The following is a 15,599-nucleotide window of genomic DNA, read 5'->3' as shown; positions in this document are numbered from 1 at the left end:
GTCCGGCGCACCTGAGTTTCCATTCAGAATAGATCTTCAGAGGGGCGTCCTGACCCCCGGAGGTTTCTCCCGCGATTCCCATCCCCGCACCAATCGCAGTTCTGTGAGGCAGCAGGCCCTCCCGACATCGGTGCACCTGACGACGCGATCGACATTTCGGCAGGAGCGTACACGGGGGGGCGCGCCGCATCTCCTTCGCTCACACGCCGTTCATGTATGCCAGACTCGGACGGACCGCACCGAGATCCTGCACCTCGATCACCGCCGTGGTGCGGGGCGATACCGAATCCAGAACCGCTGAAAAGTCGATGGTGCCGGTGCCGCAGGCGGCGTGCTCGTCCAGTGCGCCGCCATTGTCGTGGAGGTGGAGGTGGACGGGCGATCCCGCACGGAGGAATGCCTCCAGATTTCCGTTGAGATGGGCATGACCGATGTCCAGGACAAAGCCCAGACCGAGGTCGTCGAGCACCGGCAGGAGCGAGGTGTCCCTGAAGTGGCAGCAGGGCCACGAGCCCATATTCTCGATGGCGATGGTGACGGCACACGCCTCCTGGAGGCGGGAGAGGTCATCCAGGGACCGGCGGAGCGCCCGCTCCGACGCCGTCATCAGGTGGGGGTCCATGCAGACGCCCGGGTGGACCACGAGCACCGAAGCCCCGATACGGTCGCACACGCCGACAAGGTCTTCGACCACCTGGATCGACGCCCTCCGCATCCGCTCGTGTTCGAGGGCGATGTTGAGGTCGGTGGTGGGGGCATGGACGGTGTAACGGAGATCGAAGGAGGCGCAGACCTCCGCATACAGAAAGAGCGAGTGCAGGGAGTCGGAGAGGATCTCGATAAGCCCGGTCTCCTGCGAGAGTGTCTCCAGCGCATCGCCGAGGGGGCGGTGCATCATACAGTAGGTGGAGACGCCGATCGCTCTCATGCGCGATCGGCCCTGCGCGCAGCCAGACGGTCCAGAAGTTCAGAAACGCTTCCGACCCGCACCGCACCGTTGTTCAGCAGCGCATCAAGAATGGCCGTCGCCTCGCCGCCGGTGTAGTCGTGGTCCGCCGGATCGGCTCCACCGGGAGAGAGCAGGAATACCATGAGGCCGGCATGGCTCAGAAGGGCGCGCAGGTTGTCGATATTGCCGGGGCCGACCGGCATCCCGGTCACGACGACTACATCAGACACCTGGAGGACGGCCACATACTCCTCCAGAGACCGGCGAGAGATCGGGGCGAAGGGGGGTTCCCGTATCACCCTGATCCCGAGGCCGTCCGCAGTGGTGCAGTCTGAATCGTTCGCCGAGAGCACACCGACCGTCACCTCGTGACCGGCAGAGCGCAGGGCGTAGAGGGTCTCAGCCCCGGTGCCCCCGCCGCAGACCACGTGCACCCGGAGGGGACGCTCTACGACCGGGCCCGGCTCATAGCGCGGCACCACATAGGGGCGCCCGGTGATGGGATGGGTGCGGACGATCATCTCCACACCAAAGACCTCCCTGATGTTCCGGTCGGTGATCACCGCCGCAGGCGTCCCGACGGCGGCGATACGCGCCTGCTCCATCAGGATGATGGTATCGCAGAAGTAGGCGGCAAGGTTGATGTCGTGGAAGACGCCGATCACCGTCACCTGCGGGACGAGCCCCCTGATGATCGAGAGGATCTCGATCTGGTGGCTGATATCCAGGTGCGAGGTCGGTTCGTCGAGGAGGAGCACCCGCGGCCTCTGGGCAAGGGCGCGGGCGATCAGCACCCGCTGCCGCTCGCCGCCGCTGATCTCGGTGATCAGGCGGTCGGCAAGGTACGCGGTGTTGGTGATCTCCATCGCATGCCGGCAGATGGCGTAGTCCTCCTCGCCCATCGAGGAGAGGCGGCCGAGGTGGGGGTGGCGGCCCATCTGCACGATCTCCTCGACGGTGAAGTCGAAGGTGACGGCGGTCTCCTGCGGAACGGCGCCCATGATAGTGGCAAGGCCCCTGATCGAATACTCGCCGATCTCCCTGCCGTCGACCATCACCGTCCCGGCTGCAGGCTCGATGATCCGTGAGAGCGCACGCAGGAGCGTGGTCTTTCCGCAGCCGTTCGGCCCGAGGATGCCGATGAATGAGCCTTCCTGTACTGCGAGCGAGACCGCCTCGAGCACGCGGGTGTCGCCATAGGAGACGTCCAGACCCTCTGTCCTGACCATAATCCCTGTCATGTGCACGTCCTGCTCCTGAGAAGGTAGATGAAAAACGGTGCGCCAAAGAACGACGTGACGATGCCCACCGGGATCTCGGTCGGGAGGATGCGGACCAGGGTGTCGGCCCACACCAGGAGGGCGGCGCCTGCCATCATCGCCGAGGGGATGAGGATGCGGTGGTCGGGCCCCACGAGGATGCGCATCAGGTGGGGGACGATCAGCCCGATAAACCCGATCGAACCGGCCACCGAGACGGCGATGCCGGTGATGAAGGAAGAAATGAGAAGGAGACCGAGTTTGAGTTTCTCCACGTCCACGCCGAGGTGCAGGGCATCCTCCTCGCCGATGGAGATCACGTTGAGGTCGCGCGCACAGAGAAAGAGGACCAGGCAGGCGGGCAGGAGGAGGAGGCCGGTCCAGACGTCGCTCCACGAGACGTTCCAGAACCCCCCCATCAGCCAGAACATGATCTGGTGGAGGCTGTTGCCGGAGATGTACATGATGAAGGAGAGGACGGCCGAGAGGAACATCGAGACGGCGATACCCGAGAGGAGCAGGGTCTCGACCGTCACCCGCCCCTTGCGCCGTGAGATGAGGTAGACGAGCATGGTGGATGCAGTGGCGCCGACGAAGGCGAAGACAGGTAGGCCGAACCCCATGAGGAAGACGATCGAGAGGGAGGCCCCGAGCGCCCCGCCCGAGGAGGTGCCGATGATGTAGGGGTCGGCCATCGCGTTCTTGAAGAGCCCCTGCATCGCCGCACCGGCGACGGCGAGGCCGGCACCAACCAGAAGGGCGGCGAGCACCCGCGGCAGGCGGACGTCGAAGAGGAGCATGCGAACCGTGTCCGGGTCGAGGTCAAGAAGGGAAAGACCGCTTGCTCCGATGGCCGTCGAGAGCACGATGCTCAGAAGGAGAAAAATGCCAAGAAAAACCGGCGTAATCCATCGGCGTACGTGCATAAGCAATCAATATTTTTTATCTTAACACAAATAAACTTTCTTAAAATGGTGACAGAACGGGCGAAAGAGGCAGAGGAACAGAAGAATTGTAGGGGTAAGAAGGGAGAGGCGAGAATAAAGGGGATCCTGAATCTCCTGATCGCCATATAGGCCGCTCGCGGAGGTGATCAATTTATTTGATCTTATGATCAGATCACTTGATCAAATTTCAACACTATAACGAAAGGAGATTGATGTTATATGCACCACTTTACCAGGGCAGGGCTACTCTGCATCCTTCTGATCTGCATCGCCGCACCTGTGGCGGCCGACTACCCGATGTTCCACGCCGATGCGGCGCGCACCGGGGCGGCATCGTCACCCGGACCCCTGAACGACACGCTCCTCTGGTCGACAGAGATCGACGAGTTCCCTGACGGCGCATCCGCCGTCCATAACGGACTGGTCTACATCCCGACATGGCCAGATATGAACTTCACCGACAACGATCCCGCCGGACTTGTCTGCTGCAACGCCTCGACCGGGGAAATCCTCTGGACGAACGAACTCGGCGGCGCCGCCACAGGATCGGTCTCGGGCGTCGCCGTCGCCGACGGGAAGGTCTATCTCGGCGGGACCGACGGACGGCTCTACGCCGTCGACGCCTTCAGCGGCGCCACCCTCTGGTCGAGCGACCAGATCGACACGACAGCCTACTTCGGGCTCTCTTCCTCACCCCTCGTCTATGACGGAATGGTGTACGCCCTCTCCGCCGGAGATGGCGTGCTGCATGCGTTCACGCCCGAAGGCAACGATTCATGGTCCTTCCCCACCGGTGGAGCCGTCGGCTACTTCACCTCGCCGGCAGCCGCAGAAGGAATGATCTTTGTCGCCGGGAACGGGAGCAGCCTCTTCTGCATCAATGCCTCGACCCACGCCGCGGCATGGAACGCCACCTTCGCGGCCGCCGTGAAATCGACGCCGGTCGTCGGCGACGGGAAGGTCTACGTGACGACAGCAGACCACATCTACGCCCTCGATGCGGCCACCGGTGCAGAGGCCTGGAACACCTCCCAGACCGGGACAGCCTCGACCCCGGCCGTTTCGGGCGGCACCCTCATCGCAGGATCGGCCAACGGCCTCCACGCCTACAATGCCTCCACCGGCGCCCCGCTCTGGACGTTCCCGAGTGCGCGGGTGGACGTCTCGCCGGTGATTGCCGGTGACGTCGCGTATTTCGGAACGAACGAGAAGACCGGCACGGTGTATGCGGTGGACACATCCACCGGGGCCGCGGTATGGTCGTACGCCCTCCCCGACCCGGGCGACGGCACTTTTGCCGCCTTCTATGCCTCTTCTCCGGCCGTATCTGACGGCGTGCTCTACATCGGCGCCGAGAACAACCAGCTCTATGCCTTCGGTACAGAAACGCCGGGCGCCACCGTGATCTGGGACGGCACCGTCGCCCTCGCCGACACCACCTTCACCTTCGTGCCCTCGAACAACGCATCCGCCTCGTACCAGATAAACCGCACCACCGACCTCGGCGCCCTTGACGCCGCCGCAACGGCCGGAGGGTTCGCCTTCAACGCCTCTGACTCCTGGTATGCCGCCTACGGCTCGTTCTACCTGGAGGATATCGACGGCATCGCAAACGAGGACTGGACGCAGGAGAACGCACGCGCATGGTCGATCTTCATCAACGGGGCGGCAGCACCGGCAGGGCTCGGGGCAAACGACCTCCAGGACAGTTACGAACTCACCTTCTACTACTGCCCCACCGACCCGGTAACCTGGGCGCCCCTCATCGAGGAGGCCGACTATATCGTCACGATCGACGTCGACGTCGCCACGGCGACCATGATCTGGGACGGCACCGTCGCCCTCACCGACACCACGTTCGCCTTCACCCCATCGAACAACGCATCCGCCTCGTACCAGATAAACCGCACCACCGACCTCGGCGCCCTTGACGCCGCCGCAACGGCCGGAGGGTTCGCCTTCAACGCCTCGGACTCCTGGTATGCCGCCTACGGCTCGTTCTACCTGGAGGATATCGACGGCATCGCAAACGAGGACTGGACGCAGGAGAACGCACGCGCATGGTCGATCTTCATCAACGGGGCGGCGGCACCGGCAGGACTCGGCGCAAACGACCTCGCAGACGGCGACGAACTCACCTTCTACTACTGCCCCACCGACCCGGTAACCTGGGCGCCCCTCATCGACCAGGCAGCCTACGTGGTATCGATCGACGTCGACGTCGCCGAAGCGGCGGTTGAGGCACCATCGCTCGACGGCGGGCAGCGCGGCGGCTTCGTCCTCGCAGAGGTGGACGCCGCCGCAGAGAATGACGGCTGGTACGTCGTCGTCGTGAGCGGCACAAACGCCGCCGGCGAGGGGATCGCCGGGACCGGCACGGTCCGCCTGAGCGGCGGCGAGACCGTTACCGTGCCGGTGCTGGTCGCCGTCCCCGCCCAGGTGGGCGCGGGTACCTACACGCTGTATGCCGGGATCTACCCCCTCGACGACTACCCGGCCGGCCTGATCTCCCACAGCGGAGGCTCGGAATGCATCGTTTCCTGACACTGCTCTGCCTGCTCTGCGCGGCCGCCTGCACCATGCCGGCCGCGGCCCTGAGCATGGACGTCTCGGGAAACACCGCCGGCTCCCCGGTGATCGTCACCTGCGACCAGGAAGCGTTCTTCGTCTTCCAGGAGAACAGCGGCACCCCGGTCTTCGCACAGGGCACGACCGTCAGGTACGTCCCGCACACGACCGGTGCGCTCTCGATTGCAGCGACCGCAGGGGGTGCAACGGTGGCCGAATCCGTCGCCATCTCAGCGGGCGGCAGCGGCGGCAACGGTGGTGACGGCGGCGAAGACGAGACCTACCAGGACGTCGTCCTCCCGGCGGGCAACGTCACCGTCACCGCCGCGAACAGCGGCACGACCTATACGGTGAATCGCCGCACCGCCCTCGGCGCCCTCGACGCCTCGGGAGTGAGTTACACCGTCGACGACGGCTGGTACGACCAGTACGGCACCCTCTACATCACCGCCATCAACGGCCGGACGAATGAAGGCGCATCAGGCTGGATGTATCAGGTCAACGGCGTCTCCCCCTCTGTCGGGGCGAATGTAAAGACCGTGCAGAACGGCGACCGGGTCGTCTTCTACTGGAGCGAGAGCATGTCCTCCACCCCGGCGACCTCGGACAATGCGATCTGGCTGAAGGTGGTCTATGGGAGCGGCAGCGACAGCGGCGATGCGGACACGACAGCGGACTATGCGAACGCCTTCGGCCCGGCCACGGCGGCAACGATCCCGGTTGGACTGCCCGAAGGCGTCACCACCGCGGTGGTGGGCGGAAAGACCAGGATATCGGTCAACCTGAACGCCGCACACGATGGGGAGCGGGTCACCGTGAAGGGGGACCGCATCATCATCGAACGGCCGGGACTGCTCCTGACCGTCATGACCGGGGACATCACCGAGAGGGACGGCATCGCCACCGGATTTATCAGGAGCGTCACGGCCAGACTGACGCCGATACCAGGAGCGATCAGCGGGATCGGCGAGGTCGGCGGTACGCTTGACCTTTCGCTCAACGGCATCCCGGCTCTCGGCGACATCACCGTCACCTACGCCCCCGACCTTTCAACAGAAGAACGATCGGCCATCTTTGCACTCTGCGCCCCTGAGAGGGCCACCGTCACCTGCACCGCCTGCGTGATGAATGTCGGCATGAACGGGCTTGTAAACGAGGAGGACATCGCAAGCGCCACCGTCAGGATGACGATCAGCCCGGCATGGGTGGAAGCGCACGGCGGCGCCGGTGCGGTACGCATCGTGCACATCGCCGACGACGGAACGGTCGAGATCCTGGAGACCGGCATGGTCGGGATCGACGAGAAGGGCAACCTGATCTTCGAGGCCCTATCGCCGAACGGGCTCTCGATATTCGCCATGGTCAGCCTTGGCGATGCTGCCCGGAGTGCGAGCACGACGCCCATGCCGACGACCGCCGCGACAGGGATATCGCCGTCAACGACGGCCCCTGCCCAGGCGCCCCTCGGGTGGGCGGCGGCGATCGCCGGCGCCCTGATCGGCGGCGGGATCTGCCTGAACAGAAGAAAGGAGGGATAAATCCTGAAACCGATTGCCCCACTTCTTTTTCTTCTCTGCATCGCCGCCTGCATCGCGACGGCGGCGGCCTATCCCTGCGGTGCTGACGATGCGGCCGTGCAGAACGGCCTCGACTACATCAGGTCCTGCCAGCACGACGACGGCGGGTTCGCCGAAGCCGGGCGGAGCACCAACCCCGGCACCTCGTGGTTCGCGGTGATGGCGATCGTCGCCGCCGGCGAAGACCCGCACGACTGGAAGGTGAACGGCACCTCGGCGATCGACTACTGGAAATCGGCCGAAGACGCCGTAAACCCGGAGGGGACAGCCGAACTCGGCAAGATGGTCACCCTGATCGCGGCGGCCGGGGAGGACCCGCGCACCTTTGGCGGCCGCGATTACCTCGTCGAACTCAAAGGGCGCATGAAATCCGACGGCCAGTTCGGCGACTTCGTCTACACCACCTACTGGGGGGTCTTCGGCCTCGTCTCTGCCGGTGAAGACGCCTCGAAACCTGCCGCATGGCTGAAGATCCAGCAGAACGACGACGGCGGCTACGGCTGGATGCCGGGCGCCGAGAGCGATTCCGACGACACCGCCGCCGTGATCATGGCCCTTATCGCCGCCGGCGAACGGATAGACGCACCCGCCGTCTCACGGGCGCTCGACTACCTCAGGGCGCACCAGATGGACGACGGCGGCTTCAACTACGGCGGCTCATCCTCCTCGAACGCCGCCTCGGCGGCATGGGTGATCCAGGCGATCGCCGCCGCCGGGGAGGACCCCTCGGCGTGGTCGAAGAACGGCAGGGATGTGGTCTCGACCCTTGCAGACCTCCAGCAGCCCGACGGTTCGTTCAGGTGGACGGCATACACGACAGACAACCCCTGCGGCATGACGGCGCGGGCGGTCCCGGCCCTGCTCGGGAAACCCTACCCGGTCCTGCCGGGCCAGAAGGCGCCCCACCTCTCGGCACCGGAGACACCCGCGGCAGCGGCGCCCGGGACGACGACGGTGCCGCAGACCGCAGCACCCACCGCCGCAACCGCCGAATGGCAGCCCGTCACCGTCACCGACGACTACGGCGTTGCGGTCAGGATCGAGGCGATGCCGATGCGCATCGTCTCTCTCGCCCCTGCGAACACCGAGATCCTCTTCGGCCTCGGCCTCGGCGACCGGGTGATCGGCGTGACCGACTACTGCAACTACCCTGAGGAGGCGACGGCGAAACCGAAGGTCGGCGGGTATTCCACCGTGAACATCGAGCGCGTGGTGACGGCGAAGCCTGACCTGGTGGTGGCCGCCTTCGGAAACACCGAGGAGGTCGTGGACCACCTCAGGAGTCTCGGCCTGACCGTGATCGCCCTGAACCCGGACTCGGCCGGGGGAACGCTCCGCGATATCAGGCTCGTCGGAACGGCCACCGGCACCGGAGCTGAGGCGGAGCGGCTGGTGGCATCGATGGAGGCGCGCATCGACGCCGTGAAGGAGAAGACACAGATCGCGGCCGAAACCCCGACGGTCGTCCACGCTGTCTGGTACGATCCCATCTGGGTCAGCGGGAGGGACACCTTCCAGAACGAGATGATCGCCCTCGCCGGGGGCACAAACGCCTTTTCCGATGTGGAGGGCTGGCAGATCATCACGATGGAGCGGTTCATCACCACCGACCCCGAGGTGATCATTGTCAACTCGGGGACCGGGATGGGCGAGGGCGGCACCGACCTCATCTACCGCTATTTCATGGACGAATCCAGGTTTAAAAGCCTGAACGCGATCAAAAACAACCGCGTCTACATCGTCGACTCAGACCTGATCGACCGGGGCGGGCCGCGCCTGGTCGACGCCCTGGAAGAGGTCGCAGCCGCCATCCACCCCGACCTCTTCGAGGGCGGACCGGCACCGGCCACCACTGCACCACAGTCGCCCGGTTTCGGGGCGTTCGCCGCATCGATCGCACTCGCCGCCGCCGGGCTGATCCTCCTGCGGAGGGTGGGATGAGAGCAGGCGTCGCCGTCGCACTCATCCTCGCCCTGAGCATTGCGGGGACGGCGGCCGGACTCTCCTTCGACCGTGCATGGGAGACCACGACGCCGGAAAACGTGCTCGATATCGCCGTATCGGATGACGGCGAGACGGTCGTCGTGCTCACCGCCGCCGCCCTCTCCTGCCTGGATGCCGACGGCACGCCTCTCTGGGAGGTGCCGGGCCGCCACGCGCAGACGGTCGGGATCTCCGGCGACGGTTCGCTCATCGTGACCGGCGGAGAGGACCTGCGCCTCTATGACCGGAGCGGCGCCCTGGCGTTCAGGCATGATACCGGCTTTTTCGCCTTCGGCACCGCCATATCCCCTGACGGTTCCTGCATCGCCGGGGGGTTTGACAACACCCGGTTGATGATCTTCAGGAAAAACGGCACCGGGGGGTATGAACAGTCGGCAGTCGTCAATACGACTGAGGACGTCATCGCCCTTTCCCTCTCCCTCGACGGCGGGCGTATTGCCACCGGCGAAAAAGACGGCACGATCAGGTATTACACCGGCGAGGGGAGACCCCTCTGGAGTTATGCCACCGGAAGCGCCACGCTTTCCTGCTCGATGACCGACGACGGCGGATATATCGCCGTCGGTGCCGACCACGGCGTTGCAGAACTCCTCAACGGGAACGGCAGGGCCCTCTGGAGGCAGGTCGGCGGAGAGCGGAGGCCTGCCGTCGTGATCGCGGCAGACGGTTCCTTCGTCGCTCTCGGCGGGGAAGAAATCAAACTCTTCTCAACGAACGGCACTGAGATCGGCTCCATACCGGCAGGCGCGGTCACATCCCTTGCAGTCGGCAGCGAAGGCCCCGTAATGGCCGGTTCAGGGAGAACGGTCGCCCTGTACCGTCCCTTACCCCGGACACCAGCCGAAGATGAGAGGGTGGCCGAAGCCTCTACCACCACCCCGCAGAGACAGGAAGACGAAACGCCGACCCCGACAGAGGCAGCGGCCCCCCTCCTTGCAGCCGTGACGGCGCTCCTCTGCGCGAGACGGCGGGGTTAATACTCCCTGACAGAGGGCCGGACAATCTCAACGGCCCCCTGCGGGCAGAGTTCCTGGCAGCAGAAACACCTGATGCACGCCTCTTCATCGATCTGCGGGATCTCGCCCGGCACGAACGTGATCGCATGCGGCGGGCAGACGGCGGCGCAGGTGCCGCAGGCCGTGCACCGTCCGGCGTCGACGAGCGGGCGCGCGGCGACGAGCCGTCCGCCAAACTGCGTGACAAACGACGGCAGAGAGGGCGGCGACGCCGGGGCCGGGACAAAGTCCGCCACCCGCACCTCCGCAATGGGCGGGCCGTGAACCCGGAGATCGCCAGGAGCCGCCGGCCCCTCTCCCCGCGCGGCGGCGCGGGCGATCGTCGGGACCGAGAGGGGGTCGAGGCCGACGGCAAGGGCCGCCGCGTAGTCCAGGGCGGTGCAGCTCGCTGAGGCGGCAATCAGCCCGATCTGACGGGGATTGCCGCTCTGCGGCCCCTTCCCCTCCATGCCGACGACGGCATCCATGACAGAGAGCGACGGCGGGATGGCGGCGTGGAGGTCGAGGAGGAGGTCGGCGAAGACCTCCCGATCCTGCCCGGCGTGGAGGTGGTAGGCCGCCTTCGTGATGCCGGGAATACAGCCGTACAGAATTTTCACCGCACCGGAGTATGCGGTGAGCTGGTGGGTCTTCAGTTTGGGCAGGCAGATCACGGCGTCGGCGTCTGCTACCGCCCGTGCGATCGTGAACCCGCGGAAGACAAGGCCGTCAGGAGACGGGACGGCGACGCTCTCGTCGTCAAAGTACACGTACTCGCAGCCCGTCTCCTCGATCACCCCCATCATCCCGGTCGTCCGGAGGAGGGCGTCGTACGAGGATGGGGTGTTCTGCCCACCGGGCGAATCGCCGATCACCGGGACGCCCCCGCACGCCTGCACCGCCTCGACCACCGCCCGCACCACCGCCGGGTGGGTCGTCACCGCCCTCTCAGGGGGCCGGGCCGAGAGGAGGTTGGGCTTCACCAGGACACGCATACCCGGTTCTACGAACGCCGCCATGCCGCCGAGGGGCGCCAGCACCGCAGAGAGAGCAGATCCCACTTCGTCAGGGTCGTACGAGCGGCAGCGGGCAAGAGATACAGGATCGAACATCGAAGCCCTCATGCACGCTGCGTATCCGGTTCCATCCGGCACATCCATATCTTCTTATTCGCAGGAGCGGAATCTCTCATAGGTGAAGAAATGGACCTGATCACAATTATTCTGATCGCCGTCGTCGTTATCGTCGTCCTTGCCCTCATCGGGTGGTTCGTGAGCATCTACAACCGCTTCATGAACCTGAAGAACTCGGGCGAGGCAACGCTCGGGCAGATCAGGGTCGCCATGAAGAAACGTCTCGACCAGATCGAGCAGCTCCTCGGCGCCGTCAAGAGTTATGCCTCCTTCGAGAAGGAGACGCTCACCCAGGTGACGGCAATGCGCGCCGGCCTCGGAAAAGCCGACCCCGGCGACCTCAACGAGGTCGAAAAACAGTCGCGCTCGCTGATCGGCAGACTTTTCGCCGTCGCCGAGGCGTATCCTGACCTGAAGACGCAGGCGACCGTCTCCGAACTGACCGCCTCCATCAGGAGCATCGAGGACGAGATCGCCCGCCAGCGCTACACCTACAACAACATCGCCCAGCAGCTCAACACGATGACCGAGACCATCCCCTCGAACATCGTCGCCTCCCTCATCCACATGAACAAGCTGGACTACCTTGAGTTCGAGGAAGAGATCGAGCGGGCGCCGAAGATCGCATTCTGAGGTGGTTCTGCTGAGCGAAAACCGGCAGATTGCCACCCTCGTCCTCATCACCTTTTTCGTCGGCGCCCTTGCAGTCGGCGCCGCGGTGGTGCTGCCCCCCCTCTTCGAGGGCGACCTGGTCGTCGACGATTATCAGGCCGTCTTTTACGAGAACGGCACCCTCCTCGAACGCTACACCTATGACGTCCGGGTCTCGGGCGAGTACCGGATGCTCTTCCGCTACTTCGACGATACCCTGACCTTTGCGGATAGGGAGAGCGCGCACATCAGGTATCTCGGCATGGAAGTGCCCGAAGGCGTCATCGGCTACGCAAAGGACTATTCCGGCGATGTCGTCGTCGTCCCGGACGCAACCGAGACGGAGAAGGCGTTCATCAGGCAGAACGCCTACGCAAACGAGCTCGGGATCTATACCCCCGAATACTTCGACGCCGGGACCTACACCGTCGAGTACCGCTACGCCGTCGTCCCGCCGATCGAGTACGACGACGTGAACACGCACCTCAACCTCAAACTGGTGCGCGAACACATCCCGTACCGCCACCTCTCGATCGTTCTCCCTGACTGGACCGGGATCGAGACGGTCTATGCCTACCCGCCCGGTCTGGACGTCGCCAGGGACGGGAACACCGTGACGATCACCGGGAGCGCCCCTGAAAACGATATCGTGGCAGTCGAACTCCTCCTGGACGCGGGGGCGAAGGACCGCTTGAACGGCGTCCCGTCACAGGTGGACGATATCAGGGGAAAGACCGAGTCGGGCGCCTTCTGGTATAACCTCCCCTACTCAGCAGCCTTCGCCCTCCTCGTCATTGCAGCCTTGCTCGCCCTCCTCATCCCCTTCGCCCTCCTCCTGGTCTACCTGCGCTGGGGACGGGAAAAAGCGTTCACGGTCCCCGATTACCTCAGCGTCACCCCGAACACCGCCCTGAAACCCTGGCAGGTGAACCTCCTCTTCACGGGCGACGTCCTCGAGTTCGACGAGAACGGCTTCTATGCAACGGTGCTCGACCTCCACCGGAAGGGCGCCGTGACCGTGAAGGAGAAGACCGAAGGGACGGGCGTGCTGATCACCGTCAACACCCAGACCTCGGACGATGCCTACGAGCAGCGGGTGCTCACCTACCTCGCCAACCTCACCGAAGGCCGGACCTTCGACACCGCCACCCTCGAAGCGCTCGCGGCCAGGGCGGCGCACGACAAGGCGGCGGAGACGGCGATCATGCGCTTCCAGGGCGGACTCAAGGCCCTCCAGAGCAGCGTGGACGCCTCGCTCTCCCGGCGATACGCCACCGACGGCCGGACCCTTGTCGCCCCCCTCCTCTTCCTGGGCGTCATCGTCCTCGCCCTTGCCGTCCTGGTCATCGTCATGGCGCCGGCGACCGGCTACCTCGCCTTGCCGGCGATATTCCTCTCAGGAGCGGCGATCGCCGAGGTAGCCGTCGCCCTCGCCTTCCCCTCCACCCTCTTCGGCCACTGGAAGGACGACCGCTACCGGGAGAAACTGGAGTGGGACGCCTTCGCCCACTTCCTCTCAGACCTGGCGCAGATCAGGAAGTACGCCCCGGCCGACATCTCGATGTGGGGCGAGTGGCTGGTCTACGGCACCGCCCTCGGCGTCGGCGACCGGGTCGAAGCGGCGATGAAAGACCTGAATATCAACATCAGAGAGGCCGGCATGCCCCTCTATTCCACGATGCACCTCGGCTTCGTCCCGATCGTCGCCTTCGCCCCGCCCTCGGCTGGCGGCGGCGGAGGCGGCTTTGGAGGAGGCGGCTTCGGCGGCGGTGGAGGTTTCGGCGGCGGAGGCGTCGGCGGGCGATAAGAGCCCCCGGGCCTCCATCACATCCTCCAGAACACATTCACTCTCTTTTTCAAACCCGGAGAGACACCCCACCCTCCAAAGTATTATGAGCGCCGGGGCAGAAGAGGGGCACATGCAGCGGACATGCGTCATCTATGAGAGCAAATACGGCTCGACGGCCGGGATCGCCGGGGCGATCGCCCTCGTCCTCGGGCCGGCGCGGACCTGCAGGCCAGAGGAGTTTTCCAGCGACATGCGGTCCTTCGACCTCTTTGTGATCGGCACGCCCATCTACAACGGCAACGTGGCGCCGGCGATCAGGCGTTTCGTCGAGACCAACGCCTCATGGCTGCGAAAAAAGCCGGTGGCATTCTTCTGCACCTGCATAAACCTGCACAAGGGGCACGAATACCTCAAAGAACTGCGTGAGATGGTGGGGGGCGACGCCCCGGCGGTGGCGTTCGGCGGGCGCATGGAGGTGGGGCGCCTTGACCGGGACGACCTGACCGCCCTCACCCTCTACGCGAAAAAGACCGATTTTGTCCTCGAAGACCGGGACCTCACCGACATGGGGGCGGTGACCGCCTTCGCCCTCGCCCTGCGGGAGCGGATGGCGTGCGGCGGGCAGATGGCCGAAGCGGCGATCAAAACGGCGGTCGAGGACTACCTCAAGGCCAACCACATCTGCGTCCTCGCCACCGGCCACGACGACCGGGTCAGGGCGACGACGGTCGATTACCTCTTCGAGAACGGGAAGATTTACATCTACAGCGAGGGAGGCGAGAAGTTCGCGCACCTCCTCAGAAGCCCGGCGGTCGCCCTCGCCGTCTATACGGAATATACCACGATGGAGGATATCGCGGGGCTCCAGGTCGAGGGCAGGGCCGAGATCCTCAGGCCGGGCGCCGCCGGGCACGCGGAGGCGCTCGCCCTCCGCAACATCGACCCCGACCGACTCAGGGCCGCGAACGTCGATCTCAACGTCATCAGGATCACGCCTGAGAAGGCCGAGTTCCTCAACGCCGCATTCAAGCGGCAGGGCCATGCGATGAAGCAGACCCTCCGCTACTGAGGCGTCCCCTTCGCTGCGGCGATAAAGCGCTCGATCAGGCCGTGGTCCTTGACCCCCGGCGCCGTCTCCACCCCAGAACAGACGTCCACCGCATAGGGGCGCACCGCGGCGATCGCCGCCCCCACGTTCTCAGGCGTGAGCCCGCCGGCAAGGATCACCGGCAGGCTGCTCCGCTCCGCAAACGCTCTGGCAAAGGCCGGGTCGAAGGGGCGGCCTTTCCCGCAGCTCTCGTCCACGATATACGCATCAGCCCTCCCGGGGGGCAGCGGCCTGCCCTGCCCCGTCACCCTGATCACCCTGACCCCTGCATCGGCCGGCACCTCATGGGGGTACGAGATCTGGACGGCCGTCGGGCGCAGGGCAAGAATCCGGTCGATCTCCCCGGGATCGGCCGTATGGGTCACGACCACCGTCGCCGTGAACGGCCCGACGGCCGAGAAGACTGCACGCGCCGCACCGGCCCCGATCGAGCGCGGCGAGTCAGAGCACATTACCACACCCACGGCGTCCGCTCCGGCCCTCTCAGCCGCCGCAGCGTCTTCGGGCCGGGTCAGCCCGCAGATCTTCACCCGGACAGATCGCCCATCCTGCCACATACCTCTACATTCTGCGCCCGGCAGAGATGGAGGCTTCGCCCGTCCGCAACCTTCACGAGGTC

At 65.2% G+C, this 15,599-nt stretch carries 12 protein-coding genes; 7 read left to right on the top strand and 5 right to left on the bottom strand.

Translation table 11 applies throughout. The features are described from left to right. Positions 1-199: 199 nt before the first annotated feature. The 3 genes from METLI_RS02390 to METLI_RS02380 are packed head-to-tail and all read right to left on the bottom strand — an operon-like array spanning position 200 to position 3,134. Complete coding sequence (locus METLI_RS02390) at positions 200-928, bottom strand: sugar phosphate isomerase/epimerase family protein (RefSeq protein ID WP_004037732.1); 729 nt, start codon at positions 926-928, stop codon at positions 200-202. Continuing rightward, positions 925-2,190, bottom strand: a complete 1,266-nt coding sequence (locus METLI_RS02385; protein ID WP_004037731.1) for an ABC transporter ATP-binding protein — start codon at positions 2,188-2,190, stop codon at positions 925-927. Before METLI_RS02385 ends, METLI_RS02390 begins: the two co-directional genes overlap by 4 nt. Then, positions 2,187-3,134, bottom strand: a complete 948-nt coding sequence (locus METLI_RS02380) for a FecCD family ABC transporter permease (RefSeq protein WP_004037730.1) — start codon at positions 3,132-3,134, stop codon at positions 2,187-2,189. The genes METLI_RS02385 and METLI_RS02380 overlap by 4 nt, the downstream gene beginning before the upstream one ends. Before the next feature lie 240 nt (positions 3,135-3,374). Between METLI_RS02380 and METLI_RS02375 the strand changes: the two genes are divergently transcribed. The 4 genes from METLI_RS02375 (at position 3,375) to METLI_RS02360 (ending at position 10,281) form a co-directional block, all read left to right on the top strand. After that, the gene (locus tag METLI_RS02375; RefSeq protein ID WP_004037728.1) at positions 3,375-5,699 is read left to right on the top strand and encodes an outer membrane protein assembly factor BamB family protein; all 2,325 of its coding nucleotides are present in this window, start codon (positions 3,375-3,377) and stop codon (positions 5,697-5,699) included. After that, a complete protein-coding gene (locus METLI_RS02370; RefSeq protein WP_004037727.1) occupies positions 5,684-7,261 on the top strand; it encodes a DUF4430 domain-containing protein in 1,578 nt (525 codons plus the stop codon). Before METLI_RS02375 ends, METLI_RS02370 begins: the two co-directional genes overlap by 16 nt. A 96-nt stretch (positions 7,262-7,357) precedes the next feature. Then, entirely contained in the window at positions 7,358-9,241 is a 1,884-nt protein-coding gene (locus METLI_RS02365) for a helical backbone metal receptor (protein ID WP_004037726.1), read from the top strand. Continuing rightward, on the top strand, positions 9,238-10,281 hold the full coding sequence (locus METLI_RS02360; protein ID WP_004037725.1) for a WD40 repeat domain-containing protein: 1,044 nt from the start codon (positions 9,238-9,240) through the stop codon (positions 10,279-10,281). Before METLI_RS02365 ends, METLI_RS02360 begins: the two co-directional genes overlap by 4 nt. Here METLI_RS02360 and METLI_RS02355 read toward each other — a convergent pair. Beyond that, on the bottom strand, positions 10,278-11,411 hold the full coding sequence (locus METLI_RS02355) for a DUF362 domain-containing protein (RefSeq protein ID WP_004037724.1): 1,134 nt from the start codon (positions 11,409-11,411) through the stop codon (positions 10,278-10,280). The genes METLI_RS02360 and METLI_RS02355 overlap by 4 nt on opposite strands. Before the next feature lie 90 nt (positions 11,412-11,501). Here METLI_RS02355 and METLI_RS02350 point away from each other — a divergent pair, with 90 nt between their 5' ends. From METLI_RS02350 to METLI_RS02340, 3 genes are all read left to right on the top strand, one after another. Further along, positions 11,502-12,065, top strand: coding sequence for a LemA family protein (locus METLI_RS02350; protein ID WP_004037723.1), 564 nt, complete (start codon positions 11,502-11,504; stop codon positions 12,063-12,065). Between the two features lies 1 nt (position 12,066). Further along, positions 12,067-13,890 carry a DUF2207 domain-containing protein gene (locus METLI_RS02345; protein ID WP_004037722.1) on the top strand — a complete coding sequence of 608 codons (1,824 nt, stop codon included), beginning with the start codon at positions 12,067-12,069 and terminating at the stop codon, positions 13,888-13,890. 112 nt (positions 13,891-14,002) lie between these two features. Further along, positions 14,003-14,941 carry a flavodoxin domain-containing protein gene (locus METLI_RS02340; protein WP_004037721.1) on the top strand — a complete coding sequence of 313 codons (939 nt, stop codon included), beginning with the start codon at positions 14,003-14,005 and terminating at the stop codon, positions 14,939-14,941. Here METLI_RS02340 and METLI_RS02335 read toward each other — a convergent pair. Next, positions 14,935-15,537: a phosphoribosylanthranilate isomerase gene (locus METLI_RS02335; RefSeq protein ID WP_004037720.1), complete on the bottom strand. Its 603-nt coding sequence runs from the start codon at positions 15,535-15,537 to the stop codon at positions 14,935-14,937. The two genes, METLI_RS02340 and METLI_RS02335, sit on opposite strands and share 7 nt — an antisense overlap. Positions 15,538-15,599: the final 62 nt, after the last annotated feature.

It is taken from the genome of Methanofollis liminatans DSM 4140 (assembly GCF_000275865.1).
Taxonomy (GTDB): Archaea; Halobacteriota; Methanomicrobia; order Methanomicrobiales; family Methanofollaceae; genus Methanofollis; species Methanofollis liminatans.
Note: the sequence above shows the minus strand (reverse complement) of the source record. Positions and strands in the feature narration are given on the sequence as shown.

Excerpts from the sequence above, each read along its gene's own strand:
- METLI_RS02375 (WP_004037728.1), top strand. The coding sequence starts at position 3,375 with ATGCACCACTTTACCAGGGCAGGGCTACTCTGCATCCTTCTGATCTGC.
- METLI_RS02390 (WP_004037732.1), bottom strand. The coding sequence starts at position 928 with ATGAGAGCGATCGGCGTCTCCACCTACTGTATGATGCACCGCCCCCTC.
- METLI_RS02355 (WP_004037724.1), bottom strand. The coding sequence starts at position 11,411 with ATGTTCGATCCTGTATCTCTTGCCCGCTGCCGCTCGTACGACCCTGAC.
- METLI_RS02380 (WP_004037730.1), bottom strand. The coding sequence starts at position 3,134 with ATGCACGTACGCCGATGGATTACGCCGGTTTTTCTTGGCATTTTTCTC.
- METLI_RS02350 (WP_004037723.1), top strand. The coding sequence starts at position 11,502 with ATGGACCTGATCACAATTATTCTGATCGCCGTCGTCGTTATCGTCGTC.
- METLI_RS02385 (WP_004037731.1), bottom strand. The coding sequence starts at position 2,190 with ATGACAGGGATTATGGTCAGGACAGAGGGTCTGGACGTCTCCTATGGC.
- METLI_RS02360 (WP_004037725.1), top strand. The coding sequence starts at position 9,238 with ATGAGAGCAGGCGTCGCCGTCGCACTCATCCTCGCCCTGAGCATTGCG.
- METLI_RS02340 (WP_004037721.1), top strand. The coding sequence starts at position 14,003 with ATGCAGCGGACATGCGTCATCTATGAGAGCAAATACGGCTCGACGGCC.
- METLI_RS02370 (WP_004037727.1), top strand. The coding sequence starts at position 5,684 with ATGCATCGTTTCCTGACACTGCTCTGCCTGCTCTGCGCGGCCGCCTGC.
- METLI_RS02335 (WP_004037720.1), bottom strand. The coding sequence starts at position 15,537 with ATGTGGCAGGATGGGCGATCTGTCCGGGTGAAGATCTGCGGGCTGACC.